Origin of the sequence: Kineobactrum salinum, from assembly GCF_010669285.1 — a bacterium.
In the GTDB taxonomy this organism is placed as follows: domain Bacteria; phylum Pseudomonadota; class Gammaproteobacteria; order Pseudomonadales; family Halieaceae; genus Kineobactrum; species Kineobactrum salinum.
Genome location: NZ_CP048711.1, coordinates 3,615,158 through 3,634,128, shown reverse-complemented (window position 1 = coordinate 3,634,128; position 18,971 = coordinate 3,615,158). Strand labels below are relative to the sequence as shown.

15 protein-coding genes are annotated in these 18,971 nt (G+C 63.4%); 1 reads left to right on the top strand and 14 read right to left on the bottom strand.

Annotated elements, in window-relative coordinates; translation table 11 throughout:
• Positions 1 to 78: 78 nt before the first annotated feature.
• From G3T16_RS16180 to G3T16_RS16165, 4 genes are all read right to left on the bottom strand, one after another.
• Positions 79 to 720, bottom strand: a complete 642-nt coding sequence (locus tag G3T16_RS16180; protein WP_163496138.1) for a DUF2959 domain-containing protein — start codon at positions 718 to 720, stop codon at positions 79 to 81.
• A 137-nt stretch (positions 721 to 857) separates the two neighbouring features.
• A complete protein-coding gene (locus G3T16_RS16175) occupies positions 858 to 1,661 on the bottom strand; it encodes a hypothetical protein (protein WP_163496137.1) in 804 nt (267 codons plus the stop codon).
• Entirely contained in the window at positions 1,658 to 2,428 is a 771-nt protein-coding gene (locus G3T16_RS16170; protein WP_163496136.1) for a hypothetical protein, read from the bottom strand. Before G3T16_RS16170 ends, G3T16_RS16175 begins: the two co-directional genes overlap by 4 nt.
• Before the next feature lie 13 nt (positions 2,429 to 2,441).
• Positions 2,442 to 3,431, bottom strand: a complete 990-nt coding sequence (locus tag G3T16_RS16165) for a hypothetical protein (protein WP_163496135.1) — start codon at positions 3,429 to 3,431, stop codon at positions 2,442 to 2,444.
• Positions 3,432 to 3,638: 207 nt separating this feature from the next.
• On the opposite strand from G3T16_RS16165, the gene G3T16_RS16160 reads away from it, so the two are divergent.
• Positions 3,639 to 5,675: a tetratricopeptide repeat protein gene (locus tag G3T16_RS16160; protein ID WP_163496134.1), complete on the top strand. Its 2,037-nt coding sequence runs from the start codon at positions 3,639 to 3,641 to the stop codon at positions 5,673 to 5,675.
• Between the two features lie 16 nt (positions 5,676 to 5,691).
• Here the strand turns inward: G3T16_RS16160 and dnaE are convergent, their stop codons facing one another.
• The 10 genes from dnaE to ispC form a co-directional block, all read right to left on the bottom strand.
• Entirely contained in the window at positions 5,692 to 9,177 is a 3,486-nt protein-coding gene (gene dnaE / locus G3T16_RS16155) for a DNA polymerase III subunit alpha (RefSeq protein ID WP_163496133.1), read from the bottom strand.
• Between the two features lie 11 nt (positions 9,178 to 9,188).
• Positions 9,189 to 9,797, bottom strand: coding sequence for a ribonuclease HII (gene rnhB / locus G3T16_RS16150; protein ID WP_163496132.1), 609 nt, complete (start codon positions 9,795 to 9,797; stop codon positions 9,189 to 9,191).
• Positions 9,794 to 10,933 (bottom strand): lipid-A-disaccharide synthase, encoded by a 1,140-nt coding sequence (lpxB, locus tag G3T16_RS16145; protein WP_163496131.1) that lies wholly within the window; start codon positions 10,931 to 10,933, stop codon positions 9,794 to 9,796. The genes rnhB and lpxB overlap by 4 nt, the downstream gene beginning before the upstream one ends.
• Positions 10,933 to 11,703: an acyl-ACP--UDP-N-acetylglucosamine O-acyltransferase gene (lpxA, locus tag G3T16_RS16140; RefSeq protein ID WP_163496130.1), complete on the bottom strand. Its 771-nt coding sequence runs from the start codon at positions 11,701 to 11,703 to the stop codon at positions 10,933 to 10,935. The genes lpxB and lpxA overlap by 1 nt, the downstream gene beginning before the upstream one ends.
• Before the next feature lie 3 nt (positions 11,704 to 11,706).
• Complete coding sequence (fabZ, locus tag G3T16_RS16135; protein WP_163496129.1) at positions 11,707 to 12,135, bottom strand: 3-hydroxyacyl-ACP dehydratase FabZ; 429 nt, start codon at positions 12,133 to 12,135, stop codon at positions 11,707 to 11,709.
• Positions 12,136 to 12,161: 26 nt separating this feature from the next.
• Positions 12,162 to 13,175 (bottom strand): UDP-3-O-(3-hydroxymyristoyl)glucosamine N-acyltransferase, encoded by a 1,014-nt coding sequence (gene lpxD, locus G3T16_RS16130; protein ID WP_163496128.1) that lies wholly within the window; start codon positions 13,173 to 13,175, stop codon positions 12,162 to 12,164.
• Positions 13,176 to 13,182: 7 nt separating this feature from the next.
• Positions 13,183 to 13,701: an OmpH family outer membrane protein gene (locus tag G3T16_RS16125; RefSeq protein ID WP_232059115.1), complete on the bottom strand. Its 519-nt coding sequence runs from the start codon at positions 13,699 to 13,701 to the stop codon at positions 13,183 to 13,185.
• 27 nt (positions 13,702 to 13,728) lie between these two features.
• Positions 13,729 to 16,296, bottom strand: a complete 2,568-nt coding sequence (gene bamA, locus G3T16_RS16120) for an outer membrane protein assembly factor BamA (RefSeq protein ID WP_163497147.1) — start codon at positions 16,294 to 16,296, stop codon at positions 13,729 to 13,731.
• Between the two features lie 108 nt (positions 16,297 to 16,404).
• Complete coding sequence (gene rseP, locus G3T16_RS16115) at positions 16,405 to 17,760, bottom strand: RIP metalloprotease RseP (protein WP_163496127.1); 1,356 nt, start codon at positions 17,758 to 17,760, stop codon at positions 16,405 to 16,407.
• Positions 17,760 to 18,971, bottom strand: a complete 1,212-nt coding sequence (ispC, locus tag G3T16_RS16110; RefSeq protein ID WP_163496126.1) for a 1-deoxy-D-xylulose-5-phosphate reductoisomerase — start codon at positions 18,969 to 18,971, stop codon at positions 17,760 to 17,762. Before ispC ends, rseP begins: the two co-directional genes overlap by 1 nt.

The following is an 18,971-nucleotide window of genomic DNA, read 5'->3' as shown; positions in this document are numbered from 1 at the left end:
TATGTACAGATCAGTCGCCCGCCGGGGCGACACTTCTCAGGATCCACTGTACCAGAAATGCCTGGCGGCTGACTGCCATCAGGGATCGCTCTGCATGCTGCGGATAAATGCTTCGGAGGACGCAATGGAGCGTCTCATGTCTTCAATCAGGCTGCGTATATCGCGCTCGATCTGCGCGAACTCCACATTGATGGCAGCCACGGCACGCGCATTCAGGTTGTGCTTCAGGTAGAGGACGTTGTCGTTCAGCGCGGTGAGCACCGGATCCATCTTGCGCGTGGAGGCCTGCATGGTATCGATCATGCCGGCATAGCGCCGGCGGGTTTCCTGCAGCTTGCGCTGGCTCTCCGCTTTCAGCGAGGCACTGGAGTATTCATCGATCTCGTCTTCCCACTCATCGAACAGCGCCTCGGCAACATGCTCGACTGCGGCTACGCGTTCGCGCACCTTCTGTGCCGCTGCCTCTGCATCATCGTAGTTGGCCTGGGTTTCCTTGTAGATGGACTCGAGGTCGCCACCGTCGTAGTTGATCAGCGTAGTGAGTTGCTCCAGTGCCGACTCGAAGGTTTCCTGTGCCTCCCCCTGGGCGTCCTTGGAGGATTCGACACGGCTCACCAGAATATCCCGCTTGTGGAAGCCCAGTTCTTCCGCCACGCCGTAGTAGGCCGACTGACAGCCTGCGAGCGACAGCAGCAGGCCCAGGGCAAAAATACTACGCATAGCAATATCCTCGTTTTGGCGCCATGACTATCACAGCACTTGCATGAGATACTCATTCTACAATACAAAAGAGGTCGAGGGGGAGGGCCGACCTGCAAGCCATACCGCCGTTCTGGCCGCGCGCGAAACCGAGTGTGCTACAACTTGGGTCGCTCGGCACCGGCAGCCGCTTCACGCTCCTGGTCGGCGCGCTCGGCGGCAATCCGCTCCGCCTCGGCCCGGGCATAGGCCACGGTGCGCGCGTTCCCTGCCCGGATCATATTGGCGTCGTAGAGCAGCGTACTGTATTGCTGCACGTGTTCGCCCTGCTCCAGGAATACAGCCAGGATGAAGCCACAGTGGCTGTGCTTGCCATAACTGTCGGGGCGCATCTGCAGCGACAACAGATGCCCGGTACGTTCGGCGCTGCAGCGTCGTGCTGCCTCGGCAGCAAGCGGCTGGCCGCCGACATCCCTGGACCAGGACAGCATCTGGAACAGGCGATACTGCTGGCCACCGCCACGGCTGTCGCCAGCATCTTCAACCAGAGGCGGCCCATACTTTTCCTCCAGCATTTGCCGCAGTGTTGCCGCCGGCAGCGACTGCTGCAGGTTCACCCTGCGATAGACAATGACGACCTGCCCGTCGCTCGGCGGGGCCAGCCCGTAGGCCACGATAGTATCGGTGCCCGCACCGTGCCGCGCACGGCCGTGGCGGTTCAGCGCCGCACTCACCCGCCCACGGTAGGGCAGGCCCTGCAACAGCGAGCCCTCTATGTTACCGATGTCACCGGGCACTTCCTGAATAAATGCGGGTGGATAGTGTGCTCTGAGCCTGGCTGCTACAGTTTCAAAGGTATCACCCAAACGTATTCCGAGAATGTCAGGCCGGGACTCCTCTGCCTGCACCAGTTGCGACAGCAAAACGGTGAGCAGAAGCACCAGCGAGCTGCCGGGCATCACAGGGTAGACTCCCCGGAGGCTGAGGGCTCAAGCACGACCGCCTCGTGCAGCAGTCGGCCCCGGCTCTCGGCCAGGTTTTCGAACAATTTATAGCTGAGAATCTCGGCGTCGAGTTGGCCACTACCTGAATGGGCATCCACGCTGGCCCCGGTAAGCCGCAGTTCCATCTCTACCAAAATCTGTCGCCCCATCTGTAGTCCCAGGGACGACAGTACCGCCTGTGCCTGCTCGGGAGGCAACACCCAGGCATAGGCATCCAGCGCGTTCACCAGGCGTACGGTGGCTTCCCGCTGCACAGGCTCGAAATAAGCGCGCAAACCGCTGCCGGGAGCAAAGGGCTCGATATAGAGTTCCTCGAACTGGGCGTCGTAGGGCCCCAGTTTACCGCGCACGGTGGCGTGGACATAACCGATATCTCCGGCCGCCTGATAGGGGGCTTCCAGTTCTGCCACCAGGGTGTCCAGGAATGCTTCCTGATCGAAGAATTCGTCGACGATCTCGCCCCGTTGGCTCGCCGCCTGACGCAGGCCGGGTTCCAACCATTCCCGTATTGGCGGGACCACATCCGCCCAGTGGTACATGGCCCAGAACAGGGCTTCCGCATCAAACTCCCCCAGCCGGCGGCTACGTTGCCGGCCTGTCGGTGACACTGCCTCCGGGCCGGCGGTGGAGGCCTTTGGCGTAGAAGACCCAGCAGCTGCTGCCTGGTCGCCACCACCACAGGCGGTGGCAAGACAGCCAGACAGTACCAAAGTTACCAATCGCATCGCTGAAATCTCCCTACAGATCCGGCATCACTGCCGCTGCCTCGCGGGCAGCGTCCTGACGTTGCTGTTCGAGCGCCGCCGCCAGCTCGGCCTTGAAGCGCTCGCCACCTTCGTAGAAGGCCTTCTGATCCATTACGCCAATATCGAAACGGTCTACCAGCAGGTCATTGCCGTGGTATTTGGCTATACCAGCGCGCACCACGGTGCCACAACTGCCCGACCAGCGGTGCGTACCGGAGAAAGCCGGACTGATGGTCAGGCACTGCTGGTATTGCGGATTCTCCGCGCTGACTCTGCGACCGCGCAGGTCGTACACCCAGTTCAGCGAAATGTCCCCTTTGCGCATACCCCAGTTGTGCAGGCGCATTTCCTCGCGATGGCTGGGTTCGCCATATTTGTCGATCAAGGCCTGCTCGAGTTTGTCGACACTGGGCCTCGCATCCTCCGGATAACTGCGGCTGCGCCAGACTGCGCCGGCGATTTCCTGCCCGAACATGCCGGTAAAGCCCACGTAGACCTCGTCCGTGGCATCGCGTACGGCGCGAAAATTGGACCCGCTAAAACCACCGATGCAGCGCTGGTTTCCCGCTATCGAACCCATGTCGCGCGCAATCTCCTGGCCGCTGCAGGCAACCCCGTTGGTGGCGCGCAGCACCTGGCGGGTGGGCAGATCGCCCGTGTCGCGAATAACCCAGCGCGACGCCACCTCCAGGGTATAACCCTCTTCCCGGCAACCGAGCCGAGCATGGACGTCATCGAAACTCTGCCCCGGGCGCACCCCGACAATGTCGTCGACGGCCTGACCGGCTGCGGGAGCGGGGGTAGACAGGACCGGAGGGCAGCGATCGGCGGTATCCTCAACTGTCGGCTCGGTCTCACTGTTCCGGCCCTCCCCGGCCTGCGGTGGTGCTTCAGCAGCCTCAGGCTCCCCGGAAGAACCGCATCCGACCATCAGAACGGTTGCCAGCAACGTCAGCTGGCAGTACCCCAAAAACCTGGTCATTCTCATTGTTCACCCCCCGCGGGTTCAATTGGTACACGCCCTCAAGCATCGCGCGTCAGGCCCGCAAATACATCGACAACTAATGCTAAATAGGGATGGTTAAGGACAGATAAGAGCCACCGCCACGCGCATGCGCGAATGATCCGCTGTGTTATATTGTGTTCCAAAGAATCGGTGTTCGACCGGCAACAGGAGTGTGCTCGACACATGTCAAACCGGGAACAGCCCAGTCGCAGGCGCGGCATTCGCGCCTCGCGAACCCGGTTGTATCGGGCCCTGACCGCAGCAGGGTTCAAGACCCAGGCAGCGTTGGCGGAAAGCATGGCCGACCTCGAGGGCCTTGCCCAGGCACCCAAGGACGTGGTCAGCAGGGTGTTTCGCGAGCAGCCGGTGGAGCTGCCGACGCTTGAACGAGTAGCACGGGCACTGGGTGTTGACGCCTGGGAGCTGTACAAGACCGCCGATGAACCCGAGCCGGCGTCGGCTGGCGGCCCCGGGCACACAACCCCAGCACCTCGGCCAGCCAGAATTGGCCGGTGGCATATCGGTGTCGGCTTGCTGCTCCTGCTGCTTGGGTTCGCGGGCCTGTGGTGGGTACAACAGGACTCCACCGCCTCCGATTCCCGAACCATCGCCGCTACGGCCATCTCACTGCTGGACCCCGGCCCACCAACCCTCGCCCTGCATCCCATCGCCGGTGACAGCGACGATCAACTAACCGCTGCCCTGCGGCTGTACCTCGACCAGCAGTATACGCTGTCCTCTCCCACTGCTACCGTGCTGACCCACGATCTCGAAGCGGACGCGGTAGCGCAGCGGCTGCGGGTGCAGGCGGTCGTGGAGGGTGAATTACTCACTGTGGGACGCTACAGCGCAGTGCGTATTTATCTATACACAGGCAGTGTGCGCGCGCAGGTCTGGGCCGAAACCGTGCCCACTATTGAACTCGACGAAAATCGGCTGGGCATCGCGGCCAATGCCGCTCGCGCCATCGCCGATCGACTGGGGGTGCCAGCAGCCGGAGACGATGAGTGGCCCCTGTACTTTCCCGCAGCAACGGCCCAGGATTACTATCTCGAAGGCCTGGCGCACCTGGACGGTCCCGCCAGCGAACTCAATGTCCTGCGCGCACAGAGCCGCTTCGAGGCCGCCCTGCGCCAGGACCCCGATTATGCCGATGCCCATGCAGGCCTGTGCCGGGCCTTGCTGGAGGAATACTGGATGGAGGAGGCGCAACGCGCGCTGGCGGATGCCGCCCAGGCCTGCAACCGGGCGCTGCAGCTTGCACCCACGGCGCCAGCCACCCGCCTCGCCCAGGCCCATTTTCTCCGTGTCACCGGCCGTCTCGAAGAAGCCTTGGATAGCTACGGGATTCTGCTGACAGGAAATCCACGGGATGCGGCGGCGCTGTTGGATATGGCAGTGACGCTGCTGCAGTTGTTCCACAGGGATGGGAATCCGGCTGATCTCGAAGCGGCCAGAGCCGCAGCTACCCAGGCGACGGTCGCCGCCCCGGACTTCTGGAAGCCGCCATTCTGGTTGGCGACCCTGGAATATACTGCTGGCGACATCGGCGCTGCAATTGCAAGCGCGGAGGAGGCTCGCGGGCGCGAAGAGAACGAGTTCATCCTGGCCAATCTGGGTACGTTTTATTTCTGTGCCAACAACCTGACCCAGGCGCGGCTCGCCTATGAGCGAGCCCGCGATATTGCGCCGCAGTCCTATGTCGGTGATGAGTTCCTCGGCATGCTGTTGTACCTACAGGCCGATTACGCAGGATCAGCGCAGCTGCGCCAGCGCGCCATCGACAACCTCAGCGCAGTCGGACAGCCCGAAATTCACGAGATGTGGGGCAATCTCGCCGACTCCTATCTGCACAACGGCGCCTCCGCGGCGGCTGTGAGGGCTTTTGTGAAGGCGGCGGAAATCGCCGAACGCGACGTTCTCCAGGGCATTGGTACACCCGCTGATCGCGCGTCGCGCGGCTATTATTACACGATGCTGCAGCAACTGGTTCCAGAGCAGGTACCTGTCACGGCACGGGAGCATATCGTGGCTGACATGGAGGCTGCCTCGGCGACCATTCTTGAGCCAGGTCCGGCGATCCGGCTGGCAAAAGCCTGGTTGCAGCATGGGCGCCCCGAGCGGGCACTGCGGGCCTTCGAACAGGCGGTCTCCAGTTGCGCGGGATACGCCAACACGCCTGGGCTGGATTCACTGAGGGCGATGCTGGTTGTGCAATAACAATCGCTGCGGGTACTCAGGCGTACAGCAGCGCCACACGGTCGCTGCCCAGGCACTCGCGCAGTTCCTGCAGCAGTTCGTCACTGGGCACTACCGACCAGTTCTCGCCCAGGCGTACCCGGGCGCGATTGCGGGGCTGCCGGTACCACAGGGATACCGGGCAGCTGCCGCCGCCGGCGCCGGCCAGGGTGCGGGCCAGGCGCTCCTCCAGGCCGTTGCCGAGCATCTCCTGGCAGACCTCGATACTCAGTTCGGCGGCGAAGGACTGGCGCGCCTGCAACAGGCTGCGCACTTCCCTGGCGCGCATGGAGAGTCCGCCGGCATAGTCGTCATGGGCGACGCTGCCCTCGATAATGACGATCTGGTCACGCACCAGCAGGTCGCGGTGAGCGCTGTAGGTGTCGGCATAGACGGTCACTTCTATCCGCGCGCTGCGGTCATCCAGTTGCAGAATCGCCATGCTGTCGCCGCGCTTGGTGCGCATGGTACGGGCCGCGACGATCAGGCCGGCCAGTTGCTGGTTGCCCTTGTCGGCGCGCAGGTCGGCTATCCGGGTAGGTGCGAATTTGCGCAGCTCGGCTTCGTATTCATCAATGGGATGGCCGCTGAAATACAGGCCGAGGGTGTCTTTCTCTCCACCCAGGCGCTCCTTGTCCGTCCAGGGGCGGACGTTGCGAAAGGCCAGGTAGGGATCCTCATTGCTGGCACACACCGGCCCTGGCACCACTTCGCCAAACAGGTCGGCAATGCCGCTGTCGCGGTTGCTGGCGCTCTGCTCGGCGGCCTTCAGGGCATCGTCGACCGCGGCCATCAGTATCCAGCGTTCCACCCCGAGGCTGTCGAAGGCACCGGCCCGGACCAGGGCCTCGATCGCGCGGCGGTTGACCTTGCGCGGGTCGGTGCGGGCACAGAAGTCGAACAGGTCCCGGAAGGGTCCGCCCCCTTCCCGGGCCTGGAGAATGTTCTCGATCGGGCCCTCGCCCAGACCCTTGATCGCACCCAGGCCATAGATGATGGCCTGGTCCGGATTGACCGTGAACATGTACTGGCCTTCGTTCACATCCGGCAACCGCAGCGCCAGCTGCATGGCCCGGCACTCCTCGACGAACACCACGATCTTGTCGGTGTTCTGCAATTCCGAACTCATCACCGCGGCCATGAACGGCGCCGGGTAGTGGGTCTTCAGCCACGCGGTCTGGTAGGACACCAGCGCATAGGCGGCGGAGTGGGATTTGTTGAAGCCGTAGCCCGCGAACTTTTCCACCAGGTCGAAGATCTTGATCGCCAGGTCTCCGTCGATGCCCTTTTCCCGGGCGCCCTGCTCGAACACTTCACGCTGCTTGGCCATCTCCTCGGGTTTTTTCTTGCCCATTGCCCGCCGCAGCAGGTCGGCGCCACCAAGGCTGTAGCCGGCCAGCTCCTGGGCGATCTGCATCACCTGCTCCTGGTAGAGGATGATGCCGTAGGTGGGCTCGAGGATGGGTTTGAGCAGCGCGTGCTGGTATTCGGGGTCGGGGTAGGAGATGGTCTCCCGGCCGTGCTTGCGATTGATGAAGTTGTCCACCATGCCCGATTGCAGCGGACCGGGCCGGAACAGGGCCACCAGCGCGATGATGTCCTCGAAGCAGTCCGGCCGCAGGCGCTTGATCAAATCCTTCATGCCGCGCGATTCCAGCTGGAACACCGCGGTGGTCTCGGCGGCCTGCAGCAGCTGGAAACTGGCCTGGTCGTCCAGTGGGATGGCAGTGATATCCAGCGCCGGCTCGCCCGCGGGCCGCACCTGGTTGATCATCTTCACCGCCCAGTCGATGATGGTCAGCGTGCGCAGGCCCAGGAAGTCGAACTTCACCAGGCCGGCATCCTCGACGTCGCCCTTGTCGTACTGGGTCACCAGACCGGAGCCGGTTTCGTCGCAGTATAGCGGCGAAAAGTCGGTCAGTTTGGAGGGTGCGATCACCACCCCGCCGGCGTGCTTGCCGACGTTGCGGGTAATGCCCTCCAGCTGCAGCGCCATGTCCCAGATTTCCAGCGCCTGGCTGTCACCGGCCAGGAATTCGCGCAGCACCTCCTCCTGCTCATGAGCCTTGGCCAGGGTCATGCCGACCTCGAACGGGATCATCTTGGACAGCTTGTCGGCCAGGCTGTAGGGCCGGGCCTGCACCCGGGCCACGTCCCGCACCACCGCCTTGGCCGCCATCGTGCCAAAGGTGATGATCTGGGACACCGCCTCGCGGCCATAGGTGTCGGCCACGTAGTCGATCACCCGGTCGCGCTTCTCCATGCAGAAGTCGACGTCGAAGTCGGGCATGGACACCCGCTCAGGGTTCAGGAAGCGCTCGAACAGCAGGTCGTACTGCAGTGGGTCGAGATCGGTGATCTCCAGCGCATAGGCCACCAGCGAGCCGGCGCCGGAGCCCCGCCCCGGGCCCACCGGGATATCGTGCTGCTTGGCCCAGCGGATGAAATCCATCACGATCAGGAAGTAGCCGGGGAAACCCATCTGGATGATGGTGTCCAGCTCAAAGTCCAGCCGCGCGCGGTAGGTCTGCTGCCGCTCCGCGAAGTCCGGCGCGGCGCTATCGAACAGGCGTACCAGGCGCTGGTCCAAGCCCTCGTGGGACAGCTGGCGAAAGTACTCGTCCATGGTCAAACCGGCCGGTACCGGGTAGTCTGGCAGGTAGGGCTTGCCCAGCTCCAGCACCAGGTTGCAGCGGCGGGCGATCTCGACGCTGTTGGCCAGCGCCTCGGGAATATCGGCGAACAGTTCCGCCATCTCGGCGGGTGAGCGCAGGTACTGCTGGTCGGTGTAATTGCGGGCGCGGCGCGGGTCGTCCAGGGTGCGGCCCTCGCGGATACAGACCCGGGCCTCGTGGGCCTCGAACTCGCTGCTGTCCAGGAAGCGCACATCGTTGGTCGCCACCACCGGGCAAGCCAGCTGCTGGGCCAGGGTCACCGCTGCGTGCAGATGCGTTTCGTCGCCCTCGCGGCCGGTGCGGTGCAGTTCCAGGTAGAAACGGCCAGGGTAGAGCGACATCCAGTGCCGCGCCCGGGCCTCGGCCTGGGCCGGCCGTTCGGCCAGCAGGGCCTGGCCGACGTCGCCCGCGGCGCCGCAGGACAGCGCGACCAGGCCCTCACTGTGCTGCGTCAGCCAGCTTTTGTGGACGTAGGGCTGGCCCAGATACTGGCCCTCGGTATAGGCTCGGGAAATCAGTACGGTGAGATTGCGATAGCCTACCTGATCCATTACCAGCAGACACAGCGGGTAGGCGCGCTCGGGATCGTCCTCGTCGAGAATGCGCAGGTCGACCCCGAACACCGGTTTCACCCCCGCGCCAAAGGCGGCCTTGTAGACCTTGACCAGCGCGTAGAAGTTACAGACGTCGGTCACGCCCACCGCCGCCATGCCCAGGCTGGCCACCCGCTCGACCAGCGGTTTGATCCGCACCAGGCCGTCTACCAGTGAGTATTCGGTGTGCAGTCTGAGATGGACGAAGTCGGTCATGGGGAGGGAGTTTACCCCTCGCCGGTGTCGGCTAACAAACTTTTCACGGGCGCAAAGCTGCGCCGGTGCAATGGAGTGACACCCAGCGCCCGCAGCGCCTGCAAATGGGCCCGGGTCGGGTAGCCCTTGTGGGCGGCGAAGCCGTAGCCGGGATAGCTCAGATCCAGTGTCACCAGTTCATTGTCGCGCTGAACCTTGGCGAGAATGGAGGCCGCGGCGATCGCCGGGACCAGGTCGTCGCCCCCCACCACCGGCTCCGAGGCATAGGGCCAGCGCGGCAGGCGGTTGCCGTCCACCAATACGTAGCGCGGCTGCAGCTGCAGCGCCTGTACCGCCCGGTGCATCGCCAGCAGCGAGGCCTGCAGGATGTTGAGCTCGTCGATCTCCGCCACCGAGGCGCGGGCGACCGCCCAGGCCAAGGCCTGTGCGCGGATCTGCAGCGCCAGTTCCTCACGGCGGGCGGCAGAGAGTTTTTTGGAATCGCGCAGCCCGGCGATGGGTCGGGCGGGATCCAGGATCACCGCGGCGGCCACCACGTCGCCGGCCAATGGACCGCGCCCGACCTCGTCGACACCGGCCACCTCCCAGGGTTCATAGCCCGCGCCAAAGACAATGCTCACCGGCGCGCTCCGGGCAGTAGGGACTCCACCGCGTCGGCGCAGCGCTCGCCAAAGCCCAGCGCCAGCGAGCGGTGAATAGTGTCGAAGGCCTGGCGTTGTGCCCGCGCCTGCTCGCTGTCGCGCAACAACGGCTGCATCGCCGCGACCAAAGCGTCCACGGTCGCCGCGTCCTGGATCAGCTCAGGCACCAGCTCGCGGCCGGCCAGGATATTGGGCAGGGCGGCGAAGGGGGTGCGCACCAGCCGCGACACCAGTGCCCAGGACAGCGGCGCCATGCGGTAGGCCACCACCATGGGCCGCTTCAGCAGCAAGGCTTCGAGCGTAGCCGTGCCTGAGGCCAGCAACACCGCGTCCGCCGCCGCCATCACCTCGCGGGATTGGCCCGCCACCACCGTCAGTGGCAGGTCAGGATAGTGCGACAGCAGCGCCTGCAACTGGGCCATGCGCGCCTCGCTGGCGGCGGGCAGCACAAAGGACAGTTGCGGATCCGCCGCCGCCAGGCGCCGGGCGCAATCCAGGAACAGGGGCGCCAGCAGGCCGACCTCGCCGCCGCGGCTGCCGGGCAGCAGCGCCAGCACCCTGCCCTGGGGTGCCAGGCCCAACCCGATGCGGGCGGCGCCGTGATCCACTTCCGCAGGAATTTCGTCCGCCAGCGGATGGCCGACAAATTCAGCGGCAATGCCGTGCTGGTGGTAGATATCGGGTTCGAACGGAAACAGACACAGCATGCGGTCCACCGCCCTGCCGATGCCATGAATCCTGCCACGGCGCCAGGCCCAGACAGAGGGGCTGACCAGGTGCGCAGTGGCTATGCCGGCGGCCCGCAGCCTGCGCTCGAGAGTGAGGACGAAGTCGGGGGAATCGATGCCAATGAACAGATCTGGAGGATGAGCCCGAAAGTGCCGGTACAGCGAGCGCCGGATACGCAGCAGCTCCGGCAGCCGCTTGAGCGGCTCGACAAAGCCCATCACCGACAACCGCTCCATCGGAAACAAGCTGTCTAGGCCCTGGGCCTGCATCAGCGGCCCGCCGATACCCTCCACTTGCAGCTGCGGGTAGCGTTGACGCAATGCCGCCAGCAGGCGGGAACCGAGGATGTCACCGGAAGGCTCCCCGGCCAGGATACCGATGCGCACTAGCGAACGATGCCGCGCTCCGAGGCGCGAATGGAATCGATCAGCACCTGCACCTCCGGCGTATCGCGCAGCATGGTCTCCAGCCGCTGTATGGCCAGCTCCAGGGTCAGGCCCTGCCGGTAGACAATCTTGAACGCGCGGCGCAGCTGGCTGATCGCCTCGGCGGAGAAACCGCGCCGGCGCAGCCCCTCTATATTGATGGTCTTGGCTTCGGCCGGGGCCCCACTCACGGTGACATAGGCGGGCACATCCTTGCCGATGGCGGTGCCCATGCCGCTGAAACTGTGGGCGCCGATCTTGCAGAACTGGTGCACCAGGGTGTAGCCGCTGAGGATGGCCCAGTCATCCACCCGCACATGCCCCGCCAGCGCGGTGTTGTTCACCAGGATACAGTGATTGCCCAGGATCGAGTCGTGACCAATATGGACATAGGCCATGATCAGGTTGTTGTTGCCCAGCGTGGTCTCGGCGCGGTCCTGCACCGTACCGCGATGGATGGTCACGTTTTCGCGGATGATGTTGTTGTCGCCTATTACCAGGCGGGTAGCTTCGTCCCGGTATTTGAGATCGGGAGTCGCCTCGCCGATGGTGGAGAACTGGTAGATGTGGTTGCCCGTGCCGATCCGGGTAGGACCCTTGATGACAACATGGGATTCGATCTTGCAGCCGGCACCGATCTCGACGTCCGCCCCGACCAAGGTCCAGGGTCCGATCTCGACATCGTCGGCAACACGGGCAGAGGGGTGAACGATGGCTTGACTGTGAATCATGACTTAACGGTCGGCACAGAGAATGGTGGCTGAGGCACAGAGCTTGCCCTCCACATCAGAGCTGACATTGAATTTCCAGATGCCGCGGCGGTCGGAGATGATCGACGCGCGCAGCATTACCTGATCGCCGGGAACACAGGGGCGCTTGAAGCGCAGGTCATCGGCACCCACGAAATAATACATCGAGCCGTCCGCCGGCGTCTTGCCCTGCGACTTGAAACCCAGAACCCCGGCGGCCTGCGCCATGGCTTCCAGCAACAGGACCCCGGGGAATACCGGTTGCTCTGGGAAATGACCGTTGAAGAAGGGCTCGTTGGCCGAGAGGTTTTTGCAGGCGACGATGGACTTGCCCAGCTCGATTTCCAGTACCCGGTCCACCAGCAGAAACGGGTAGCGGTGCGGCAGGTACTTGCGTATTTCCGTGATGTCCATTATCAAACTGCAGATCTCCCCTGGGGCTAGTTCTTTGTGGATTTTTCCAATGCCGACAAACGCTGCTGGATGCGATCCAGCTGGGCAAATCGCACCGCGTTGCGTCGCCATTCCCGGGTGGTGGACATCGGGGTACCCGACGAGTAGGAGCCGGCCTGGCTGATGGATTTGGTCACCATTGTCATGCCGGTAATGTGGACGTTGTCGCAGATCTCGACGTGCCCCACCACCCCGACGCCACCCGCCAGGGTACAATTGGCGCCTATAGTCGTGCTTCCGGCAAGTCCGGTGCAACCCGCTATCGCGGTATTTTTGCCGATGTGGCAGTTGTGTGCTATCTGCACCAGGTTATCGATGATGGCGCCATCCTCAATCACGGTGTCATCCAGCGCGCCGCGGTCAATCGTGGTGCCGGCACCCACCTCCACCCGGTCGCCCAACCAGACGCCGCCCAGCTGGTGGATCTTGACCCAGCCTTCTGTAGTTGGCGCATAGCCAAAACCATCAGCACCCAAAACAGCATGGCTGTGAATTATGCACTGCCGCCCCAGTCGCACCCCCCGGTACAGCACCGCATGCGCATGCAACTGACAGCCGGCGCCGATGCTGCAGTTCTCGCCGATACTGACATGGGCGCCAATGACGACGCCGGCAGCGATACAGCTGCCCGCCTCGACCACCGCCTGTGGCCCGATAGCGGCAGATTCATCTACCTGCGCCTGCGCCGACACCACTGCGGTGGGATGAATACCGGCGGCCGGCCGGGCCGCCGGGGCAAACAGGGCGGTGGCCCGGGCGAAGGCGAGATAGGGATCTTCAGCCTGCAGGCAGGCGACCGGGCACTGCGCCGCCTGCGCCGGACGAAGAATCACTGCCGCGGCCCGGGTACCGTGCAGCTGCCGCAGGTACTTGTCGTTGGCAAGGAAGGAGAGCTGATCCGGCCCGGCTGTTGCCAGCGTAGCCAGGCCGCTTACGCGGCACTGCGGATCACCCGAGAGTATGACGTCAAGGGTCTCCGCCAACTCTCCCAGAGAGTACATGCAGCGCCTAGTTCGCGAAGGCCTGGTTCAGCTTGTCGGTGACCTTGGCGGTAATGCTGTACCCCGCATCGGCGTGAATCACCGAACCTCGTTGCAACAGCAGGCCAATGCCTTCAGAGGCAATAAGCTCCTGCAGCACTTCCTGGACCTTGGGCGACATCTCCTGCAACAACGCCTGGCCCACTTCCTGCTCGGTCGTTTGCAGCTTGCCAGCGACATGTTCCAGATCCGCCTGCTTGCTCGCCAGACGCTTGCGCGCGGCCAGTTGCTGTTCCTGGCTCATCACCGCAGCATCCTTCTGGAATTCCTGCACCAGGCTGTCGAACTCCTCCTTCAGCCTGTCGAACTCGTCCTTGTCGGACTTGTACTCAACGCGATCACGTTCCTCACCCAGCCGTTTCTGGGCATAGTCAGTTTGCAAGATCGCCTGTTCCACATTGACCACGGCGATCTTGCCCTGCGCCCACCCCAGCGCGGGAAACGCCAAGGCGGCGACAATCAGGACGGTTTTCAATACTCTCGACACAGTACTCTCCACTATCACTAGAAAAAATCAGAAACCCCGGCCCAGCGTGAACTGGAATATTTCCCGCTCATCCTGGGGAGAATCGTTGAGGGGCTTGGCGAGGCTGAAACTCATCGGTCCAAAGCCTGTTATCCAGGTAACACCGACCCCGACGGAGTAGCGCAACTCGCCGGCATCCACATCAAAGCAGTTGACCTGGTTGCTGGAACACTTGGTGTTGAACACGTTGCCGGCATCGAGGAAGAACGCCGAGCGCAGCTTGCGGCGGTCCTTCAGGAAGGGCAGCGGGAACAGCAACTCGACGCCGCCTTCAATCAGTGCATTGCCGCCAAAGGGATCCGGATCACGGCGACGGTTCAGGGTGCTGAATTCCAGCTTGCCAGTCTCGGGGTTCATCACATAGCCGAACAGCCGGCCGTCCTCGCCCCCGAGCTCGACCGGGTTACCGTCCTCGTCCACCTCGGTCGCCGGCCGGTTGGTGCTGTAGATCTGCGCCGGCGTACTGCGCGGGCCCAGAGTGTTGCTCTCGAAACCGCGTACCGAGCCAAAGCCGCCGGCAAAGAAATGCTCGAAGAAGGGCAGGTTGGTGGTACTGCCGTAACCATCACCATAGCCCAATTCAGTGCGGAATCTCAGCACCCACTCGTTGGTGATCGGGAAAAATACCTCACCGCGATAGGTCAGCTTGTAGAACTCGGAATCCGAGCCCGGCACTGCCAGCTCCAGCGCCAGCGACTGGGATGCACCCCGGGTCGCCAGGATACCACGGTTCAACGAGGACTGGTTCCAGCTCATGGATGCGGTCCAGTTCAGGAAATCATCGCCGTTCAGGTCGAGGAAGCCGGGCTCGTTTGGGAGAGTCAGTGCATCGGCGGGCAATTCTCCGATCGGGATGAACTCCTCCGGGCCGGAATAGGTACCGTCATCCTGCAGGGTGCTGACAAAATAGCCGTCGATGCCGTCGATCAGACGCGGACTGCCCTTGATTTCCTGAACCGCGAACCGGCCGGCGGTAATCTCTGTATTGGAGACCCCGAAACTGAAGCCCAGACGCTGGGTTTCCTTGATCGGATAGCCGAAGTTCAGTGCCGCACCCAGGGTATCGGTGGTATAGCTGGCGACATTGATTTCCGACAGGTCGGTGGAGCGGAAGTACACATTGAAACCGCGGCTGACGCCGTCCTCGGTATAGTAGGGGTTGGTATAGCTGAAATTGTACACGTCCTGATAGCGGGAGGAGTTCAGGCCAATGCCGACCCGGCGGCCGGTACCGAGGAAGTTGTCCTGCTGCAGGTTGAGGCCGAAGATCAGACCTGCATCCTGGGCGTAGCCGAAGCTGGCTCCTATGCTGCCCGAGGACTGCTCCTCGACCGCGAAGTCGACATCGATGAGGTCGTCGTGGCCGGAGACTTCCGGGGTTTCCACCGAAGCCCTGCTGAAGTAGCCCAGCCGCTCCAGCCGCACCCGCGACTGCTCGATGGCCGACGCAGAAGCGGGGGCCCCCTCCATCTGCCGCATCTCCCGGCGCAGCACCTCATCGGCGGTCTTCTGGTTGCCCTGGAAGCTGATCCTGCGCACGTAGGTGCGCTTGCCGGGGTCGACAAAGAACTTCATCGCCACGGTGTTGTCTTCTTCGTCGACCTCCGGGATGCCGGTGACCTTGGCGAAGTTGTAACCCTCATTGCCCAGGCGCCGGGTCACATACTCCTCGGTCGATGTCACCAGTTGCTGGGAGAACGTCTGACCCTCGGAGATCAGCAGGAAACGGCGCAGGTCCGACTCGGGCAGCACCAGGTCACCCGACAGGTCCACCTTGCTGACAGTGTATTTCTCGCCTTCGGTGACATTGGCGGTAATATAGACAGCCTTCTTGTCGGGCGACACGGACACCTGGGTGGAGTCGATTGTAAACTGCAGGTAGCCGCGGTCCAGATACCAGGAACTGAGAGTTTCGAGGTCCCCGGTCAGCTTTTCCCGGGAATACTTGTCGTCATTGGTAAAGAACGAGAACCAGCCAGTGGTTTTCAGTGCGAACAGGTCGATCAGTTCCTCGTCGTCGTAGATCTCGTTGCCGACGACATTGATGTGCTTGATCGCCGCGACAGTGCCCTCGTCGACATCGATATTGACCGCCACCCGGTTGCGCGGCTCCGGCAGCACCTCGGTTTCGATATTGGCGTCATAGCGGCCCTGCTGCACATACTGACGCTGCAGTTCCAGTTGCATGCCCTCCAGTGTGGAGCGCTGGAACACCTGCCCGACCGCCAACCCCGCGCCCTTCAGGCCTTCCATCAGGGCCTCGGTTTCGATCGCCTTGTTGCCCTCGATATTGATCTCGCTGATGCTGGGCCGCTCGGCGACGATGACTACCAGCACATTGCCGTCGCGACCGATGCGTATATCGTCGAAATTGCCGGTAGCGAACAGACTGCGGGATGCGGCCCGGATCGCCGCGGCGTTGACCAGGTCCCCCACTGCCAGCGGCATGGCGGCAAATACCGAGCCGGCAGAAATACGCTGCAGGCCCTCCACCCGGATATCCGATACGATAAACGAGGAGTCCTGGGCGGTGACCAGGGGCGAAAGAGCCAGCATCACGGCTGCCAGCAACAATTGGATACGTTTGCTCAAAATAATTCTAATCACCCGACAAGGTCCGACCCCGAGGTCTTTGAGTTATATTTGCCCGCTGCACTCAAAATGCTAGAGGCGCGCAAAATCGTTATACAGGGCCAGCATCATGATCCCGAGGATCATGAACAGGCCCACTTGATACCCCAACACTTGTATTTTCTCGGGCACGGGTTTTCCCACCACCAGCTCCACCGTGTAGTACAGGAGATGGCCTCCATCCAGCACGGGAATCGGCAACAGATTCAGAACTCCCAGACTCACGCTGAGCAAGGCGAGAAAACCGATGTAGGACTCCAGGCCCGATTTGGCAGAAGCGGACGCCACTTTAGCAATGGTGATGGGACCACTCAAGTTTTTTGGCGATATCAGGCCCTGCAGCATCTTTTTTATCGAACTGAGGGTAAATCCCACCAGATCGCCGGTACGGATGACCGCGGCGCCGAGGGATTCCAGCGGTCCGCGCTGGAACTCGCGCAGCATCGCATCGGGCATGGCGGGCTGCTGCACCGCGATGCCCACCCGGCCCACGACCTCGCCATCGGCCTCGGTCACCCGCTCCGGTGTAATGCTAAGCGTCTTCTGCCCGCCGTCGCGAAGCACCTCCAGGGTGATGGCCTGGCCGGGCCGGGCACGGACATAATCCACCCAGTCCATCCACAGCGGCATCGCCACGCCGTCGGCACGGAGCACCTGGTCGCCTGGCTGCAGGCCCGCCCGGGCACCGGCGCTGTCGGCGACGACTTCAGCCACCACCGGCGGAATCTCCGGCGTATAGAGACGCAGGCCCAGGCCCTTGAACAGGTCCGGCTCCTCCTGGTCGGCCAGCCAGCGCTCAACCGGCGCCTCGGACTGGTACACCATGTCCGAACCGGGGTATTTGACCGTAAACTGGATGTTGCCGCTGTCGCCGATCCGATCCAGCAAGCGGAAGCTCAGGGCCTGCCAGGTCGGCGTTTCCTCGCCATCCACGGCAATGATCTCCTGGCCCTCTTCCAGCCCCGCCAGGTCGGCAACCGAGCCCGTCTCGACCGAGCCTATCACCGGCGCGTAGCCGCTTTCCCCGCCCATGAACAGGGCCCAGTAGGCAACTATCGCCAGTGCAAAATTGGCCAGTGGCCCCGCCGCCACCACCGCAATGCGCTGCAATACCGGCTTGCGGTTGAAGGCCTGGTCCAGCTCCTGGGCGGGCACTTCGCCCTCGCGTTCATCCAGCATCTTGACGTAGCCGCCCAGTGGAATCGCGGCGATACTGTACTGAGTGCCATGGCGGTCCCGCCAGCTGCACAGGGACTTGCCAAAGCCGATGGAAAACCGCAGTACCTTGACGCCACAACGGCGCGCCACCCAGAAATGGCCGTACTCATGCACCGCGACCAGTACGCCCAGGGTGCCGAGGGTTATGGCAATAGTATAAATCAGGTCCATCAATGCTCCACTACGCGGGTACCGGAGCGCCAGCTCCGGGCAACAGCCTCACCGGCCAGCTGGCGAGCCTCCCGGTCTGCAGCTTCGACCACAGCCAGGGAGACGGGTTCAACTACGTTAGCCTGTTCCAGGGTGGTCTCTATCACCCGGGGTATATCAGCAAAGCCAATAGCACGGGCCAGGAAGGCCTCCACCGCCACTTCGTTGGCGGCGTTGCAGGCCGCCATCGCAGTGCCGCCGGTGGCCACCGCCTCGCGGGCCAGACGCAGGCAGGGAAAGCGCGCCTCGTCCGGCGCTTCGAAATTGAGACGGGCCAGCGCCACCAGGTCCAGCTCCGCCACGCCCGACGCCAGCCGCGCCGGCCAACCCAGGCCGTAGGCAATCGGGGTACGCATATCGGGGTTACCCAGCTGCGCCAGCACCGAACCGTCCACATACTGGACCAGCGAATGCACGATGCTCTCGGGGTGCACCACAATATCCACCTGTCCGGGCGCCAGGTCAAACAGCCAGCAGGCCTCGATCAACTCCAGCCCCTTGTTCATCAGGCTGGCGGAATCCACTGAAATCTTGCGCCCCATGGACCAGTTGGGGTGGGCACAGGCCTGGTCCGGGGTAGCCGCCGCGATCTGCGCCGGCGACCACTGCCGGAAGGGCCCGCCCGAGGCGGTCAGCAGGACCCGATTGACACCCGCCAGGCCTGGTCTGCCATCGGCGCTGTCGGGCAGGCATTGAAAAATGGCATTGTGCTCACTGTCTATCGGCAGCAGCAGCGCCCCGGCTTCGCGCGCCGCAGCCATCAGCAGATGCCCCGCCATCACCAGCGACTCCTTGTTGGCCAGTAACACCCGCTTGCCTGCCCGCGCGGCGGCCAGGGTTGAGGGCAGGCCCGCGGCGCCCACCACGGCAGCCATCACCGCATCCACCTCGGAGTGGGCTGCCACCAGTTCCAGCCCCGCCGCACCCGCCAGCACCTCGACCTCGCTGCCGGCCGGCAATCCCAGGCGCAGCTGCTCGGCCGCGTCCGGGTCCATCATTACCGCATAGCGCGGCCGGAACTGCCGGCACTGCTCCAGCATGGCCGCCACTGATTGCCGGGCCGCCAGCGCAAATACGCGCAAGCGGTCCGGATGCCGGGCGATGACATCCAGCGTACTGACGCCGATTGAGCCGGTACTGCCCAGTACCGCTATGTTCCGTATCCCGGCCAT

Coding starts and splice junctions, on each gene's coding strand:
- G3T16_RS16180 (WP_163496138.1), bottom strand. CDS start 720: ATGCGTAGTATTTTTGCCCTGGGCCTGCTGCTGTCGCTCGCAGGCTGT.
- G3T16_RS16170 (WP_163496136.1), bottom strand. CDS start 2,428: ATGCGATTGGTAACTTTGGTACTGTCTGGCTGTCTTGCCACCGCCTGT.
- G3T16_RS16165 (WP_163496135.1), bottom strand. CDS start 3,431: ATGACCAGGTTTTTGGGGTACTGCCAGCTGACGTTGCTGGCAACCGTT.
- G3T16_RS16160 (WP_163496134.1), top strand. CDS start 3,639: ATGTCAAACCGGGAACAGCCCAGTCGCAGGCGCGGCATTCGCGCCTCG.
- dnaE (WP_163496133.1), bottom strand. CDS start 9,177: ATGACCGACTTCGTCCATCTCAGACTGCACACCGAATACTCACTGGTA.
- lpxA (WP_163496130.1), bottom strand. CDS start 11,703: ATGATTCACAGTCAAGCCATCGTTCACCCCTCTGCCCGTGTTGCCGAC.
- fabZ (WP_163496129.1), bottom strand. CDS start 12,135: ATGGACATCACGGAAATACGCAAGTACCTGCCGCACCGCTACCCGTTT.
- lpxD (WP_163496128.1), bottom strand. CDS start 13,175: ATGTACTCTCTGGGAGAGTTGGCGGAGACCCTTGACGTCATACTCTCG.
- bamA (WP_163497147.1), bottom strand. CDS start 16,296: ATGCTGGCTCTTTCGCCCCTGGTCACCGCCCAGGACTCCTCGTTTATC.
- rseP (WP_163496127.1), bottom strand. CDS start 17,760: ATGGACCTGATTTATACTATTGCCATAACCCTCGGCACCCTGGGCGTA.
- ispC (WP_163496126.1), bottom strand. CDS start 18,971: ATGGCCGGGATACGGAACATAGCGGTACTGGGCAGTACCGGCTCAATC.